General features: G+C 70.5%; 15 protein-coding genes. 13 read left to right on the top strand and 2 right to left on the bottom strand.

All coding sequences use genetic code 11. The features are described 5' to 3' along the window. Positions 1-41: 41 nt before the first annotated feature. From ACYVF7_RS15375 to ACYVF7_RS15335, 9 genes are all read left to right on the top strand, one after another. Positions 42-1,049: a GNAT family N-acetyltransferase gene (locus tag ACYVF7_RS15375; RefSeq protein WP_460340136.1), complete on the top strand. Its 1,008-nt coding sequence runs from the start codon at positions 42-44 to the stop codon at positions 1,047-1,049. Continuing rightward, a complete protein-coding gene (locus ACYVF7_RS15370) occupies positions 1,046-2,053 on the top strand; it encodes a hypothetical protein (protein WP_460340134.1) in 1,008 nt (335 codons plus the stop codon). Before ACYVF7_RS15375 ends, ACYVF7_RS15370 begins: the two co-directional genes overlap by 4 nt. A 12-nt stretch (positions 2,054-2,065) precedes the next feature. Then, positions 2,066-3,070, top strand: a complete 1,005-nt coding sequence (locus tag ACYVF7_RS15365; RefSeq protein WP_460340131.1) for a GNAT family N-acetyltransferase — start codon at positions 2,066-2,068, stop codon at positions 3,068-3,070. After that, entirely contained in the window at positions 3,067-3,903 is an 837-nt protein-coding gene (locus ACYVF7_RS15360) for a hypothetical protein (protein WP_460340128.1), read from the top strand. The genes ACYVF7_RS15365 and ACYVF7_RS15360 overlap by 4 nt, the downstream gene beginning before the upstream one ends. Next, positions 3,900-5,174, top strand: coding sequence for a hypothetical protein (locus ACYVF7_RS15355; RefSeq protein ID WP_460340125.1), 1,275 nt, complete (start codon positions 3,900-3,902; stop codon positions 5,172-5,174). The genes ACYVF7_RS15360 and ACYVF7_RS15355 overlap by 4 nt, the downstream gene beginning before the upstream one ends. A gap of 158 nt (positions 5,175-5,332) precedes the next feature. Next, positions 5,333-6,301 (top strand): glycosyltransferase family 2 protein, encoded by a 969-nt coding sequence (locus tag ACYVF7_RS15350; RefSeq protein ID WP_460340123.1) that lies wholly within the window; start codon positions 5,333-5,335, stop codon positions 6,299-6,301. Between the two features lie 31 nt (positions 6,302-6,332). Further along, positions 6,333-7,565, top strand: coding sequence for an ATP-grasp domain-containing protein (locus tag ACYVF7_RS15345; RefSeq protein WP_460340120.1), 1,233 nt, complete (start codon positions 6,333-6,335; stop codon positions 7,563-7,565). Next, positions 7,552-8,259: a hypothetical protein gene (locus ACYVF7_RS15340; RefSeq protein ID WP_460340117.1), complete on the top strand. Its 708-nt coding sequence runs from the start codon at positions 7,552-7,554 to the stop codon at positions 8,257-8,259. The genes ACYVF7_RS15345 and ACYVF7_RS15340 overlap by 14 nt, the downstream gene beginning before the upstream one ends. A 54-nt stretch (positions 8,260-8,313) precedes the next feature. Next, a complete protein-coding gene (locus tag ACYVF7_RS15335; protein WP_460340114.1) occupies positions 8,314-9,057 on the top strand; it encodes a dienelactone hydrolase family protein in 744 nt (247 codons plus the stop codon). Positions 9,058-9,187: 130 nt separating this feature from the next. Here the strand turns inward: ACYVF7_RS15335 and ACYVF7_RS15330 are convergent, their stop codons facing one another. Further along, entirely contained in the window at positions 9,188-9,598 is a 411-nt protein-coding gene (locus ACYVF7_RS15330) for a hypothetical protein (protein ID WP_460340111.1), read from the bottom strand. Between the two features lie 228 nt (positions 9,599-9,826). On the opposite strand from ACYVF7_RS15330, the gene ACYVF7_RS15325 reads away from it, so the two are divergent. Genes ACYVF7_RS15325 through ACYVF7_RS15315 form a run of 3 tightly spaced genes read left to right on the top strand, consistent with a single transcriptional unit; the run spans position 9,827 to position 12,321 of the window. Then, positions 9,827-10,471: a TetR/AcrR family transcriptional regulator gene (locus ACYVF7_RS15325; RefSeq protein ID WP_460340109.1), complete on the top strand. Its 645-nt coding sequence runs from the start codon at positions 9,827-9,829 to the stop codon at positions 10,469-10,471. Between the two features lie 11 nt (positions 10,472-10,482). Then, complete coding sequence (locus ACYVF7_RS15320) at positions 10,483-11,478, top strand: AurF N-oxygenase family protein (protein WP_460340106.1); 996 nt, start codon at positions 10,483-10,485, stop codon at positions 11,476-11,478. Between the two features lie 21 nt (positions 11,479-11,499). Continuing rightward, positions 11,500-12,321: an SDR family NAD(P)-dependent oxidoreductase gene (locus ACYVF7_RS15315; protein ID WP_460340103.1), complete on the top strand. Its 822-nt coding sequence runs from the start codon at positions 11,500-11,502 to the stop codon at positions 12,319-12,321. Between the two features lie 12 nt (positions 12,322-12,333). Here ACYVF7_RS15315 and ctaD read toward each other — a convergent pair whose 3' ends face one another. Beyond that, positions 12,334-14,010, bottom strand: coding sequence for an aa3-type cytochrome oxidase subunit I (gene ctaD, locus ACYVF7_RS15310; protein WP_460340100.1), 1,677 nt, complete (start codon positions 14,008-14,010; stop codon positions 12,334-12,336). Between the two features lie 225 nt (positions 14,011-14,235). Here ctaD and ACYVF7_RS15305 point away from each other — a divergent pair, with 225 nt between their 5' ends. Further along, the gene (locus ACYVF7_RS15305; RefSeq protein WP_460340097.1) at positions 14,236-16,248 is read left to right on the top strand and encodes a S53 family peptidase; all 2,013 of its coding nucleotides are present in this window, start codon (positions 14,236-14,238) and stop codon (positions 16,246-16,248) included. Positions 16,249-16,264 lie beyond the last annotated feature (16 nt).

The following is a 16,264-nucleotide window of genomic DNA, read 5'->3' as shown; positions in this document are numbered from 1 at the left end:
TTCCATCACAAAATTGCGCGATATCGTGCCATCCTTTGCCAATGATCGGCGTGGAGTTGCGGGACCCGCTCCGTGATTCGGAGCCGCCCGGCTGGACGGACTTCCGGAGGCGGGAGAACCTCGCGGCCACGTGGGACTACCAGGCCCTCCATCACGCCTCCACGTCCTGGGCGCCGGTGATGCTCGCGGTCTTCCGGCGGGAAGAGAAGATCGTGGGCGCCGTCGGAGCCGTGTACCGGGGGGTCCGCGTCTCCCGGCCGCCCCGGCGCCGGCGCGAGCCGCTCGTGGTGGACGTTCGGCTCCCGGGCGAGGGCAACGGGCGGCCCACCTGGCACTTCTCCGCCGACGTCCCTGCCGAAGCCCGCGCCGGCCTGATGCGGGCCTACGAGCGGGCGGCCCTTCGCCGGCTCGGCGTGGGCACGACCGGCTTCGTGTACCGGCACGTGCCGGTGGACGAGGTGAGCGCGGTCGCGCGGCGGGGCGCGCTCCTCCGGGAGACCGCGGGCGACACGGAGCTGACGCTCGGCACCGTCGACGACTGGCTGGCCGGCCTCGGGCCCAGCCGGCGTAAGGCCCTGCGCCGCCGCCGCCGGCGGATCGACGAGGACCTGACGGTCGTCATCGGGCGGGCCCGCACCGACGTGGACGCCGACCAGCTCGCCCGGATGGTCAACCGGCACGTCGTCGCGCGCACGGGTCGCATCGATCGGCGCGCTCCCTTACCGCCCTCGTACTTCGCGGCGTTCACCGCGCACGACGACGTGTCGACCCTCACCTACACCCAGGCGGACGGACGGCTCCTCGCCGCCGGGACGTTCCTGCACCATCCGACGCGTCCGCAGCTCAGCTGGTGGGCGAGCGTCCCGCCGGAAGAGGGCGGCCGCGGTCACCTCTACTTCGACTGTTACGGACGCTTCGTGGAGTACGCCGTGGCGGCGGGCGCGCAGCGCCTTTCCGCCGGGCGCGGAGCCGACGAGCACAAGCGGGAACTCGGCTTCGCCGTCGTACCGGCCCGGCTCGTCATCGTCCCGCGATGGGCCGCCGGATGACGGTCGAACTTGAGGTGCTGGATCCCCGGCACGACCCGGAACCCGCGTACTGGCGGGAGCTGCTCGCCACGTCGCGCCGCCGCGCCGTCTGGGAGTACGACCAGCTCGGGATCGCGGCCTGGACCGCCCGGTCCCCGTTACGCCTGTCCGTCCTGCACGACGGCTCCGCGCCGGTCGGAGCGGTCTGCGCCACGCTCCTGGGCCCCCGCCGGCACCGCGGGTCGTACGCCCCGCCGGCGGGCGGTCCCCGCGTCGGAGTCGTCCAGGTCGCCCTGCCCGGGACCAACGCGGAACGCGGCTGGTGGTTCGCCGACGACCTCGCGCCGCGTGATCGCCGCGCCCTGCTGACGACGTACGCCGGCCTGATGCGGCGGCGGCTCGGCCGGACCTGGCGGGGTCTGGTCTGGCGGCACGCCGGCGCCGCCGACCTGCCCTCCCTGCCGGGCCGCGTCCGGCTCGTCCGCGCGGTCCACCCGCTGGCACGGCTGCCGATCACCTGGCCGAACGTGGAGGGGTGGCTCGGTTCGCTGCGGCCCGGGCGCACGGGCGACCTGCGCCGTCAGCTCCGCCAGGTCACCGCCGACGCGACGGTGCTCCCGGCGATGGGGCCGGCGCGCGAGCTCGTGACCGCCCTCGAGGTGGCGCTGCTCCGCCGCGAGAACGACCTGAAGTACGACGCCGCGCCGCTGCCCGTGCCGTACATCGAGGGACTGCTCCGGCAAGAGGGCACGCTCGCGGTGACGTACCGGGACCTGACCGGGCGATTGCTCGGGGTGGGGCTCGTTCTGGACCATCCCGGATGGCCGCTCTACATGACCTGGGGGGCGCTTCCCGCGCGACGCGGCGGACGGCGCCATCTGTACTTCGACGGCATGACACGGGTGATCGGCTGGGCGATCGGCGCCGGGAAGGCCGGGGTGGTCCTGGGGAAGGGCAAGCCCGAGCTCAAGAGCGACCTCGGCGCCGAACTGCTCCCGACCTACGCGATCGCCGCGGCGGGCTGAGGGGAGGCGTCGATGGCACTGGACGTCGTGGTCATCGATCCGGTGCGCGAGACGGTTCCGGCCGGGTGGCCGGAGCTGGTCCGGGCCGCCGGGCTGCCGGCCATCTGGCATGACGATCTGCTGGTGCGCCTGGCGTGGTTCGCCCGGCAGCCGGCGTACCTGGCGCTGGTGACGGACGGCGGCACGCCGTGCGCGCTCTTCCACGCGCGTCACCGAGGCGCGCGGCCGCCCCGGAGCTTCCGCGGCACGTCCCCGCGCCTCCTGCCGGGGCTCGTCGAGTGCCACCTTGCGCCGTACGTCACGACTCCGGGCTACGCGTTCCATCCGGAGTCGGGGACCGCCGAGCGCGCGGCGGCGGTCAAGGCGTTCGAGCGGGCCATGGCCCACCGGCTGGGCCTGCGCTGCGCCGGCGTCGTCTACCGCCAGGTGGTCGACGAGGACAGACCGGTCTTCCGCGGCCACGTCATCCGGCCCGGCGAGCCCGAGGCGGTCGTCGACAACCGCTGGGGCGGCGTCGAGGAGTACCTGCGCGACCTTCCGGGAGACGACCGCCGGCACATGCGGCGGGTCGAGCGCCTGGTGAGCGAGGACCCCGGGGTGCGGGCCGCGGTGGAGACCTCGATCGACGGCGCCGACGCCGGACGGTTGCTCAACGTCGTGCAGCACCGCTACCGCGGCCGCTTCACCGTCCCGGTGCCCGTTCCGGCGCTGTACTTCGAGATGTTGTCCGGACGCCCCGGGATCCGTTTCCTCACCTATCGGCGCCCGGACGGCGAACTCCTCGCCTACTCCCTGCAGGTCGACGACGGCAGGACGCTGCTCTGCCAGGGCTGGGGCACCCGCGACCGATCCGACGGCGGACGCCCGCACCTGTACTTCGATCACTTCCTGCGGCAGATGTACCAGCTGATCGAGGACGGAAGAGAGAAGATGATCATGGGGAAGTCGATGTACGAGCTCAAGCGCCGGTTCGGCGCGCGGCTCTCGCCCCTGTACGCGGCGGCGACCCTCCGGTGATCGACGCTCCCTGCGCCCAGTGCGGCCGCCCCGGCCCGGACGTCATCAGGCTGCGCCGCCGGACGGTCCGCTACTCCTGCCGGTCATGCGGCGCGGTGATCAGCGCCCGGCGCGCGGACGTCGAGGCGGGGCGCGGCCTCTGGCGACGCGACGCCGCGCCGCGGGTGGCGCCGGTCGACGGTGACCCGCTGCTGGCCTTCATGCCGCCCCGCATGGTCCGCTGGCTGCGCGAAGACGACCAGAAGCCGGCCGAGGCACCGGACCGCCGGACGCTGACGCGCTGGTACGCGGAGTTCGACCGGTTCACGGCCCAGGCCCGCGACAACGCCGAAGCGCGGAAGCGCTTCGCGCGGCTGAGCGAGGTCCCGCTGGACGAGCTGCCGGCGAAGCCCACACCGTTCACCAAGGTGATCGGGGCGCTCAACGCCGCCTTCTACGACGCCGACGCCGCGGTGGCGCAGCTGCTCGCGCAGGGCAACGACCCGGGGACGGCCGCCGAGCGGACCCGGCAGGCTCACCGGTGGTTCGCGACGGCCGGCCGGTCCGCCACGTGGATCGACGCGGAGGCGCCGCCGGAACCGGACCTGGACCGCGTCAAGGCCCTGCTCGAGCCCGGAGGACTGACCGAGGGCCTTCGCGGGGAACAGGTCGGAGTCTTCTTCGCCGTGGTGTTCGGAGTGGCGAAGGGCCCCTCGGCCCGCAGCGTCGTCGCGACGTTCACGGCACCTCGCGTCGAGGCGGCCGTCCGCGCCTATCTGGAGAACGGCGCACGCCCCCTCCGCGACGCCGTCCTGGCCGCCCTGGAGCTCGACCCCCGGCGTGTCGTGACATGACCGAGACGCTGCCGTCCACTGCGGTTCCCGAGCGCGTCCGGCTCTGGACGGTGGCGTCGCTCATCGCCGGCCGGAGCGCGTATCGCGTGGCGCTGTACGCGGCCGGGATCCTCCTGCTCGCCGCCTGGGGGTCGGCGCGGTTCGCGCCGTACGCGGCGGCGCTCGGCACCACCAGCTGGCTGACCACGGTCGTCCAGATGGGGCCGGAGAAGGCCGCCCTGAAGCTGCTGCCCCGGGCACGGCGAACCCATGGCGATCTCGTCGCGACGCTACGGGCCTTCGCGCTGCTGGCGCCGATCCTCCTCGTCGGCGCGGCGGCCGTCGCGGTGGTGGCCGCGCCGGAGTCGAACGTCGCGTTGTACGCCCTCGCGGCGGCACAGGCCACCGCCCTCGGCTCGGTGCTGCTCGGGGTCGCGCTGCACCGGGCGCTCGGCCGGCCGCGCAGCGACACGCTGACCTTCCTGCTCCTCGCGCTGGGCACCGTCGTGCTGATCGGGCTGGCCTACACGCCGGGCATCCCGCCGGTGGCCTACCTGACCGGGCAGCTCGTCCTCACGCTGGCCGCCCTCGGCCTGCTGCTGCGCCGCCCGGCGCCGAAGCGGCGCCCCCGCCCGGCGGTCCGGCGCCTGCTCACCGCGACGAGCGTGCTCATGGGCACGCCCGAAGTGCTGATGAACGCCGGGACCAGCGTGCTCTACGTGGAGCTGACGGCGGGCGCGCACGCGGGGCAGAGTTCGGAGCTGTACCTGGTGCTGCAGGGCTGGGCGGTGATCATCGCCTTCGTCTACTTCCTCCAGCGCCTGCTGCAGCCGCGCCTGTCGGCCCGGCTCGCGGTCGACGGCGCCGCCGACGGCCGGGCCCGGATCGCGCGGCTCGCCCGCCCGGTGGTGGCGCTCGGCGCGGGCTGGCTCGTCGCCGCCACGGCCCTGCTCGCCGCGTTCCCCACTCCCGTGACCGATCTGACTCCGGTACGGCTCACCGTCCTGCTGGCCGTGCTGATCGTCACCCGGATCCCGGCCTACCTGCTGATGAGCCAGGTGACGTTCGTGCTGGAGAACACGGACGCGGCGGGCCTGCGGACCAGCGCGCGCGGCGCGGTGTTGAGCATGCTCACGGTCGCCGGGGTGGGCGCGGTCGCCACGCCGCTGCTCGGCGCGGCCGGCGCGGTCTATGCGCTGGGCGTCAAAGAGCTTGTTCTGGCCCTTAACGTCGCATATCGGCCTTGGCCGAAAAGGCTAACAAGAAGACCGGACAAATCGTCAGGGATTTGAACAAGATCTAACGCGAGAAGAGATCTTTTCTTCGCGCACGCCGGGATGCTATGTTCCCCGCAATCCTCGCTATTTACCCTTAAAAGCCCGAGGCCGTGCGAACCACGAGTTCGCGACACGGCGGATGCTGCGCGGCGTGGCGCAGAAGGGAATGAGGCATGTCCGAGCAGGTATCCGGCCTCACCGTCATCGTGCCCTGCTACAACGAGGGCGCACAGGTCGAGGAGGCGCATCGCGCGATCGGCGAGGCGTTGCAGGACGTGTCCGATCTGGAGTTCCTTTTCATCGACGACGGCAGCACGGACGACACTCTGCCACGAATACGGAAAGTGGCCACAGAGGATCGCCGCGTCACCTATTTGTCGTTCACTCGGAATTTCGGGCTCGAAGCCGCACACGCGGCCGGCGTCCGATATGCCGCCAAGCCATGGTGTGTCCAAATCGACGCCGATCTGCAGGCACCGCCGGAGGAGATCCGGAAATTACTGGCCAAGGCGGCCGAAGGCTATGACGTGGTCTTCGGGATCCGCGAGGACCGCGACGACCCGTTCATCCGGCGCGTCGGCTCGAACGGCATGCACTGGGCGGCGCGCCGGCTCTTCGGCATCGACGTTCCCCGCGGCGCGTCCTCCTTCCGGGTCATCCGCACGCCGGTCGCCCGTACCATCGCCGACCTGCGCTACGGCACGCCGTACTTCATCGCCGCCGTCCCGCTGGTCGGGGCCCGCTACGCGCTCGTGCCCACCGAGCACCGGCCCCGCACCGCCGGTGAGTCCAAGTTCCGGGTGAGCCGCCTGATCGGCTACAGCTTCGAGCTGTTCTTCAGCTACTCGTGGCGCCCGTTCCTCTACGTCTACCTCGCGGCCGTGGTGGGCGTGCTCGCGGCGCTTCTCGGCCTCGGCTTCGTCAGTGCCGCGCTGACGCTCGCCTGCGTCGCGGTGCTGGCGCGGTACGTCCACCGCTTCATGCGCGACCAGCAGCCCTCTCGCCTCTTCTACGTACGCGAGGCGAACGTGGAACTGCGTCACGAGGACACGATCGACGGCGGAACGGGCCGTCCGGCGCCGCCCGTGGCGTTCCAGGACGACGAGACGGCCCGCCCGGCTCTTCGCGAGGTGGCGTCGTGAACATCCGGCCCCGGCCCTCCGGGGCCGCGCGATGACCGACCTGCTCATCCTCGGCGCGAGCGAAGAGCAGTTGCCGCTCTACCAGGAAGCGCGCCGCCGCGGTATCCGGACCATCGCGGTGGACCAGCGCCGGGACCGTCCCGCACTACGGGTCGCGGACGAGTTCCTGCACGTGACGACCCGGGACGCCGGCGCGATCATCGCCGCGCTGGGCGACCGGCGGCCCGCCGCGGTGGTGTCCGCGGCGAGCGACGCGGCCCTGATGACCTGGCACGAGCTGTGCGCGTACTACGCGACGCCCTACCGGTACCCGCGCCAGGCCGCGGTCGTCTCGCTCGACAAGGCGGCGTTCCACGCGATGGCGAGGAGCGCGGGCGTCGACGGTCACGCGTGGATCCGCGCCTCGGATCCGGCCGACCTGATCGACGCGGCCCGCAGCCTGCGCTTTCCGCTGATCGTCAAGCCCAACGACGGCTCCGGCGGCAAGGGAGTCCACCGCGTCGACCGGCTGGGCGAACTGGCCCGCGCCTTCGCCCACGCCCAGGCGTACTCCCTGGGCGGCGACGTCATAGCGGAGGAGTACGTCGAGGGCCGCCATCTGGTCGTGGAACTCTTCCTGCGGGACGGCGCGGCGATGTTCGCGGCCGTCATGGAGAAACGGCTCGTCCCCGACACGGACTTCATGGTCGCCGGCCACGTCTGCCCGGTCTCGATACCCGGCTCCGACCGCCTCATCGCCCTGGTCGTACGGCTGTGCGCGGCCATGGGCCTGCGCGACGGCCCGGCCGACTTCGACGTCGTCGCGGCCAGTGACGGTGGGTTCCGGATCATCGAGGCGGGCGCGCGGATGGGCGGCAACGGCATCTCCCACCTCCTGCGCGCCTGCTACGGCATCGACAACGTCGCCGCGCTGATCTCGCTCGTCATGGGTGAGGCGTTCGACCTCGCGCCCGGTCCTCCTCGTCCGTCGATGCTGCGCCTGCTCGCGTCGCCTCTCTCCGAAGAGGGCGAACTCGCCGATCTCGCCGGGCTGGACGCCGTACGCGCGATGCCCGGCGTGGCCGGCCTCGACGTCTACGTCCGCCCCGGCGACCTGGTCCGGCCGTTCACCGAGTCCGGCCACAAGGTCGGCCATCTGGTGACCACCGGCGCGTCCGACGCGGAGACCGGCCAGGTCATGGCGCAGGCCCTGGAGACCCTGCGGATCGTCGTCGTCCCGACACCACTGCTCGCCACCCAAGGAGAACCGGATGCCCACGTCTGAGCAGACCGCCGACACGTCCGTGGAGGAGGTGCCGGTCCGCGCCGCCCGTACGTCCTTCGTGCGCGCCAACGCGGTGACGATCGGTCTGTTGCTGACGGCCCTGATCCTCGCGGGGATCATCTGGTCCGCCGTCCCCCACCAGCACAAGATCAGCTCGCTCTGGCTGTTCCTGTTCGAACTGACGCCCTTCCTGGCGGCGGCCGGCGCGATCGCCTGGCTCGACGTCGGCTGGGCGCGCCGGCTCCGCCTGCACCTGGTGGTGGTCCCGGCGGCGTTCCTCGCGATGTTCTGCTTCTTCGTGCCGCGGATCTTCTACTACGCGGGGCGGGACGCCGACCAGCTCTACTACCACATGCTGACCCTGGTGCCGCTGATCATCTTGTCGCTCTGCCTGTCCTACCGGTTGGGCGGCGGCACGCGAAACGGCACCCTGCGGCTCGGCGGCGCGCTGCTCCTCCTCCAGCTTTCCGGCCTGGAGGACCTCGCGTACATCCTGGTCAACCCGCATACCGACCCGAAGTGGCAGCACGTCCCGGACGTGTGGACGTGGGCGTACCACATGTCGGTGTTCATCGGTCACGCGCCGACCAAGGACCAGGCCTACGCCTTCATCACCGTGCACGTCGTCCTGGCGCTGCTCGTGCTGTTCCTCCCCGGCCGCGTGGTGGCCGCGCTCCTGCGCCGCGACCGCTGACCGGGCCCCGTCCAGGGTGCGCCGGCTTTGTCCGGTGGGCTATAAGGAGAAGTCATGCCCACCAAGACTCTGCGGATTCCCACCACGGACGGCCAGGCGGACGCCTTCGCCGCCTTCCCCGACGGCGGCCGGCATCCAGGGGTGCTGATGTACGCGGACGGCTTCGGCATCCGGCCCGTACTGCGGGAGATGGCCCGCGAACTCGCCGGGCACGGCTACTACGTGCTCGTCCCCAACTTCTTCTACCGGCACGGCCCGGCACCGGTGCTCGAGCTTCCCGAACACATCGGAGAAGAGGCCCGGCCCGCGGTCATCGCCCAGGTGATGCCCTTGATCAAGGCGCACACCGACGAACGCATCCTGAGCGACGCCGACGCCTACCTCAGGTTCCTCACCGCCCAGCCCGAGGTCGGCGCCGGACCGGTCGCGGTGACCGGCTACTGCATAGGCGGCCTCCTGGCGATGCGCACCGCCGCGGCCCACCCCGGCCAGGTGGCCGCCGTCGCCGGATTCCACGGCCCCGTGGGCGCCGACGGGCCCGATGACCTGCACCGCTTCCTCTCCAAGATCACCGCCCAGGTCCACCTCGGCCACGCCGAAACCGACATCACGCCCGAGGCCCTCGGCGAGCTCAACCAGGCCCTGGACGCCGCGGGTGTCGACCACACCTCCGAGATCTACCCAGGCACCGTCCACGGCTTCACCATGTCCGACACCGACGCTTTCAGCCCTTCCGGGCTGCAGCGCCATTGGGACCGCCTGCTTCCCCTCCTCGACCGCACCCTGGCCAACAGCTGAGGCGTATGCCCGCGTCCCACGCGTCCTGGCCCTTCGGGCCAGGACGCGGGAAGCATTCCGGTCCGCGTGCGCAACGACGCCGCAGCCCCGGCAGGCGAACAATTCGCGAGAGATCCGGTCGGATCGACCGTCAGGCGATGAAGTTCTTCGAGTTGCAGTAGGGCTCGATCAAGCCGTTACGGTCACTCAGGCAGACCGTGAGCCGCACCGGGCTGCCGTCCTTGACGTTGACGACCTTGTACTGGATGTTGCGGCTCTTGCCGCTCTTGTTCTCCATGGTGGCGAGGACCAGGTCGGGACCCTTGCGAATCAGGTCGAGTTCCACGTACACCCACTTGTGGTCGCCGCCCTGATTGTCGCGGGCGGCGATGACGGACTTGTTCTTGGGCTGCGCGCCGTTGCCGTCGTACCAGAAGAAGCCCGTGCCGCCCTTCGGCCCGGAATCCCTGGTGTTGACGGTTCCGCTGGTGCCGTGCGCCAGCGCGCTGATCTGACCCGCGTGGGCCGCCGTGGCGGACAGCGCCGGCACCCCCAATGCCATCGGAACGATGATTGCCGACAGAGCTAGCCGCTTGTTCATCATGACCCGCCTTCTGCTCATCGAAGTCCTTCGAGAGTTAGGACAACTCGGCCATTCCGAAAGTGACGCGCCACGGCGCGCATATGACGTAGATCACACCCAGGGTCTTGTACGTGAAGTCCAATAGTGTGACCGGCGCAACAAACAAGCAGGCTTGATTGCATGTTTGTCGGCGTCTACCGTCGAGGCATGTCAGTGACCAGCCGCCGACGTCACAGCCGGGCATCACGCGGCTCTTCCCGTACGCAGGAGGAGCGGCGCGCCGAGACCCAGGCCCGCCTGCTCGACGCGACGGTGGAGTGCCTCGCCGAGCTCGGCTGGTCGAGCACCTCGACGACCGAGGTGGCCCGCCGCGCCGGCGTCTCGCGAGGCGCGCAGCAGCACCACTACCCCACGAAGATGCTGCTGGTCGCGGCCTCGCTCGAGCACCTGCTCGAGCGCCAGCGGCTCGCCTTCGAGCGGGCGTTCGCCGCGTTGCCGGCGGAGCGCCGCAACGTCGAGGGTGCGCTGGACCTGCTGTGGGAGATCTTCCGGCAGGCGCCCGCGCTGGCGCTCATGGAGCTGGCGATGGCGGCCCGCACGGACGAGACGCTGCGCGAGCTGAGCATCGGCATCAACGAGCGGATCATCCAGGTCATCCTCGAGGAGTTCCTGCGGCTCTTCCCGGAGTCGGTGGACGAGGACACCGCGGGGACGCTCATCCGGACCGTGTTCGCCATGTTCATCGGGCTGACGCTGCAGAACTCCCTCGACGACGACGCCAACGGCCACCAAGCGGCGGTGCTGGCCCAGGTCAAGGGCCTGGCCCGCCTGCTCATCCCGAATCCTGCATAAGGGAGGGAGTCATGTCCAATCCCCCGAGCAAGACGTTGGACGAGGAGATCCGCGCGACGGTGAAGGACCGCGCGGCCTACACCGGCGTGATCGAGCGCCTGTCGAAGGCCTCGGTCGACAAGCACTGGGACGCCTACGCCGACGTCCCCTGGGCCGACCCGGACTTCCAGGTCGACCCCGACGACCCCCGCTGGATCCTGCCGGCCGTCGACCCGCTCGGCCGGACGGAGTGGTACCGCTCGCAGCCACCGGGCGTGCAGTCCCGGATCGGGCTGTGGCGCGTCGCCACGAGCATGAAGATCGGCCTGCAGTTCGAGAACCTCCTCAAGCGGGGTCTCCTCGGCTATGCGTACAAGCTGCCGAACGGCTCTCCGGAGTTCCGCTACGTCCTGCACGAGACGAGCGAGGAATGTCAGCACGCGATGATGTTCCAGGAGTTCGTCAACCGGACGAACATGCCGATCAAAGGCATGCCGAAGGCCCTGGACGCCCTGTCCCAGATCGCCCCGCACATCCCGCGGATCTCCACCGAGCTGTTCTTCATCTTCGTGCTCGGCGGCGAGGACCCCATCGACTACGTGCAGCGCAATATGGTCAAGAGCGGTGACGGTCTCCACCCGCTGCAGGAGACGATCATGCGAATCCACATCGCCGAGGAGGCGCGGCACATCTCCTTCGCCCGCCACTACCTGCGGCACCGCGTGCCCCGGCTCCCCGCCGCCCGCCGCAGGGCGCTCGGAGTGGCCACGCCACTGATCCTCGGCGTCATGGCACGGATCATGCTCTCTCCCCCGGGCCCGATGGTGAAGCACTTCCGCATCCCCAAGGACGTGATCCGCGAGGCGTACGACACGGACGCCTGGGCCGCCGAGCTGCGCAACTGCGTCGCCAAGATCCGTGACCTCGCCGCCGAGCTCGGCCTGCTCGACCCCGTCAGCAGGCGGGTGTGGAAGGCCGTCGGCCTCTGGGACACCCCGAAACCGCGCCGGGCCCGAGCGGCTCGCTGAGACCTCTACGAGGAGTCCTCCATGACCTCCCGGATCGCCATCGTCACCGGCGGAGCCTCCGGCATCGGCCGCGCCATCGCGACCGCGCTCGCGGCGCGCGGCGACACCGTGACCGTGGCCGACATCGACGCCGACGGCGCGCAGAAGGTCGCGGACCGGCTGTCCGCGCACGCGAAGGTCACGGCCGCCGCCCTCGACGTCACGGACGCCGAGGCGGTCGCCGCGCTGTACCGGTCGGTCCGGGAGGAGCACGGCCGCCTGGACCTGGTGTTCAACAACGCCGGCATCGCGGTCGGCGGGCTGACCGAGGAGCTGACCCTCGACCACTGGAACCGCACCATCGACGTCAACCTGCGGGGCGTCGTTCACGGCGTCCACGCGGCGTACCCGATCATGCTGGAGCAGGGGCACGGGCACATCGTGAACACCGCGTCGATGGCCGGCCTGGTACCCGCGCCGCTGATGCTGCCCTACACCGCCACCAAGCACGCGGTCGTCGGGATGAGCCTCGCGCTCCGCGCCGAGGCGGCGAGCCGGGGCGTACGGGTCAGCGCGATCTGCCCGGGCTTCGTGGACACGCCCCTGCTCGACAACGCCAACCCGGACCTGCCGGCGACCGAGGCCGCGAAGAACGCCCGTCAGGCGGCACAGCGCGTGCAGCGCAGGCTCTACACCGCCCCCGCGCTGGCCCGCGACGTGCTGCGGGGCGTCGACCGCAACGACCCCCTCATCGTGGCCCCCGCCTCGTCCCGCGCGGCGTGGCTGGCCGCCCGGCTGTGGCCCCGGGGCGCCGTCCGCGTCGCCGGCCTCAGCGTACGGCGCATGCGCGGCTTCGCTCGCTGAGGGAGGCTGTTCTCAGGGTTCCTCGCCGGCCGGGAGCTCCTCGGCCGGTGGCGACGGCAGGCGTGGGTAGTGCAGGTCGAAGGCCGGGCGCTCGGAGCGGATCCGCGGGATCGAGGTGAAGTTGTGGCGTGGCGGCGGGCATGAGGTCGCCCACTCGAGGGAGTTGCCGAAGCCCCAGGGGTCGTCGACGCCGACGCGCGGCGCCTTCCGCGCGGTGATGAACACGTTCCAGATGAACACCAGCGTGGAGGCCCCCAGCAGGAACGCGCCCATGCTGGAGACGAAGTTGAGGGTGGCGAACCGCCCGGCGTAGTCCGCGACCCGCCGCTGCATCCCCTCGGCCCCGAGCCAGTGCTGGACCAGGAACGTCGTGTGGAAGCCGATGAACAGCATCCAGAAATGGATCTTTCCGAGCCGGTCGTTGAGCATCTTGCCGGTCATCTTCGGCCACCAGAAGTAGAACCCGGCGAACATGGCGAACACGACGGTCCCGAAGACCACGTAGTGGAAGTGCGCCACCACGAAGTACGAGTCGGTGACCTGGAAGTCCAGCGGCGGCGAGGCGAGGATGACGCCGGTCAGGCCCCCGAACAAGAACGTCACGAGGAATCCGATGGCCCACAGCATCGGTGATTCGAAGGACAGATGTCCTCGCCACATCGTGCCCGTCCAGTTGAAGAACTTCACCCCGGTCGGGATCGCGATCAGGAATGACATGAAGGAGAAGAACGGCAGCAGCACCTGGCCGGTGGCGAACATGTGATGCGCCCAGACGGCCATCGAAAGGCCGGTGATCGCGATGGTGGCGGCGACCATTCCGATGTACCCGAACAGCGGCTTCCGGCTGAACACCGGGATCACCTCGGTGATGATCCCGAAGAACGGCAGCGCGATGATGTACACCTCGGGGTGTCCGAAGAACCAGAACAGGTGCTGCCAGGTCAGGGCACCGCCGTTCTGGGCGTCGAACACGTGCGCGCCGAGCTTACGGTCCGCCTCGAGCACGAGCAGCGCCGCGGCCAGCACCGGAAAGGCCATCAGGACGAGAACGCTGGTGAACAGGACGTTCCACGTGAAGATCGGCATCCGGAACATCGTCATGCCCGGCGCCCGCATCGCGATGATCGTCGTGATGAAGTTGACCGCGGTCAGGATGGTGCCGAGGCCGGACAGCACCAGCCCCATGATCCAAAGGTCCCCGCCGATTCCCGGCGATCTGACCACGCTGTTCAGCGGCGCGTAGGCGGTCCAGCCGAAGCTCGCCGCGCCGCTGGGCACGAACGCCGAGGCGAGCACCATCAACCCGCCGAACAGGAAGAACCAGTAGCTCAACATGTTCATCCGCGGGAACGCGACGTCCGGCGATCCGATCTGCAGCGGCATGATGACGTTCGCGAAGCCGGCGAACAGGGGCGTGGCGAACAGCAGCAGCATGATCGTGCCGTGCTCGGTGAACAGCACGTTGTACTGCTCGTTGCTCATGAACTGCAGGCCCGGCCGCATCAGCTCGGTGCGGATCATCATCGCCATGAGCCCGGCGGCCAGGAAGAAGCCGAACGACGTCGCCAGGTAGAGCTGACCGATCACCTTGTGATCGGTCGACGTGAGCCACGCGACGACTTGCTGCCCCTTCGTACGGGGCTGAGACCGCGCTGCCGCGGCCGGGGGCGTACGACCGAGTAGGACCATGAGGGTCTCCCCTGCCCTAAGGCATCGCCGCAGTCCACTATTCGCCCTCGTGACGCGACGCGCAAGAGCGCTGACACCGCGCGAAGGAAGCGCTGTTCGATGTCCACATGTGGCCCTTGGTTCCCGATTCTTGCATCTATTTCATAACGTCTCTTGATTCACGGGAGCCCCACCGAAATCCTCGCGACGCGGCGATCATTCCGCCGCTCACGAAAGGACGGGTGGATGTCCCGAGACGGACGACGTCGTCGCGCGCTGACGGCCGCGGCCCTGGCACTGCCGCTCATCGCGGCGGGCCTGGCGGCCACGACCACCGCGCAGGCGAACGACCGCAGACCGGTCGCCGGCACCAAGCCCACCTGGGCGCGTGCCTCCGCCGACCGTGGCAAGACCAGCGACGAGCAGCGGCTCGACGCGAGGATCTGGCTGGCCGGCAAGGACCCCAAGGGCCTCGACGCCTACGCCCAGGCGGTCTCCACGCCAGGCAGCCCGCAGTACCGCAAGTTCCTCAGCCCCGCCGACTTCAACGCCCGCTTCGGCCCCACGGCCGAGCAGGTGAACTCCGTGAAGTCCTGGCTGACCTCCTCGCACCTGCGGGTCGACGCCGTCAACAGCCATTACATCCACGTCACCGGGCAGGTCTCCCAGGCGAAGAAGGCGTTCGGCACCGACTTCCGCAACTACGCCGCCCAGGGCGCGGTCGTCCGGGCCCCCTCGGGCGAGGCGACCGTCCCCGCCTCGGTCTCCTCGGCGGTACTCACGATCACCGGCCTGGACAGCGCCAAGCACGTCCGGGTCCACAGCGACACGCTGCCCCCGCCCGAGCCGAACTACTGGGTCGCCCAGCCGTGCGCGCAGTACTACGGGCAGAAGGTGGCCACGGCCCAGCCGAAGGCCTACGGGAAGCACCAGCCGCGCGCGATGTGCGGCCTGCTGCCCAAGCAGCTGCGCGGCGCGTACGGCGCCACGGCGAGCGGGCTCACCGGCAAGGGCTCGACGGTCGCCATCGTCGACGCCTACGCCGCGCCGAAGATGCTCGAGGTCTCGAACATCTACTCCAAGAAGTACGGTGAGCAGCCGTTCGCCAAGGGCCAGTACCAGGAGGCCCTCCCCGCCACCTTCGACAACACCGACGCGTGCGGTGCGGCCGGGTGGTACGGCGAGGAGGCCCTGGACGTCACGGCCGTGCACGCGGTGGCACCCAAGGCCAAGGTCGTCTACGTCGGCGCGCAGAACTGCCTCGACACCGGCCTCGACGACGCCCTTCTGAGGATCGTCGACAACCACCTGGCCGACATCGTGAGCAACTCCTGGGGCGACCTGTCGGAGCACTACGACGACACCATGGTCCAGGCGGAGGAGACGATCTACAAGCAGGGTGCCATCGAGGGCATCGGCTTCTACTTCTCCACCGGTGACTGCGGCTACGAGGTTCCGAACACGCCGTGCCAGGCGCGGTACGGCGCCTCCGGCTCCACGAAGCGCCAGACGGACATGCCGGCCTCCGACCCGTGGGTGACCGCGGTCGGCGGCACCAGCCTCGCGGTGGACGGCCACAACCGCTACAAGTTCGAGACCGGCTGGAACTTCACCACCGACTCGCTGTCCAAGGACGGCAAGACGTGGGACCCGGCGCCTCCCGGCCAGTACCCGGCCAACTACGCGGGCGGTTCCGGCGGCGGCACCAGCGACCGGTTCGCCCAGCCCGGCTACCAGCGGGCGGTCGTGCCGTCGTCGCTGAGCCGTACGCTGCCGGACGGGTCGAAGGCGGCGCAGCCGATGCGCACCATCCCGGACATCTCGGCCGTCGCCGACTCGACGACCGGCATCCGGTACCCGGAGTGGGCGCAGCTGCCGGACGGCACGTACGGCTACGCCGAGAGCCGCGTCGGCGGCACCAGCCTCGCCTGCCCGACCATCGCCGGCCTGCAGGCGCTCGCCCAGCAGCGCCAGGGCGGCGCGCCGCTCGGCTTCGCCAACCCGGCGATCTACCTGCGGGCGAACAAGGGCCTGTACCACGACGTGACCGACCACCCGCTCGGCAAGAACCCGGTGGCCTTCGTACGGACCAACTACACCGACCCGTACGGCAAGAAGGGCCCGCTGGTCTACGTGCTGCGCACCACCGGCAACTACGGCATCCCCAAGGGTGACGCGCTGCCGGCGGTCCGCGGCTACGACGACATCACCGGCGTCGGCACCCCGACGGCGAAGTACCTGCTGTCCTACCGGTTCTAGCCGAATCGGATCCAGA

The organism is Actinoallomurus acanthiterrae (assembly GCF_054775715.1).
Note: the sequence above shows the minus strand (reverse complement) of the source record. Positions and strands in the feature narration are given on the sequence as shown.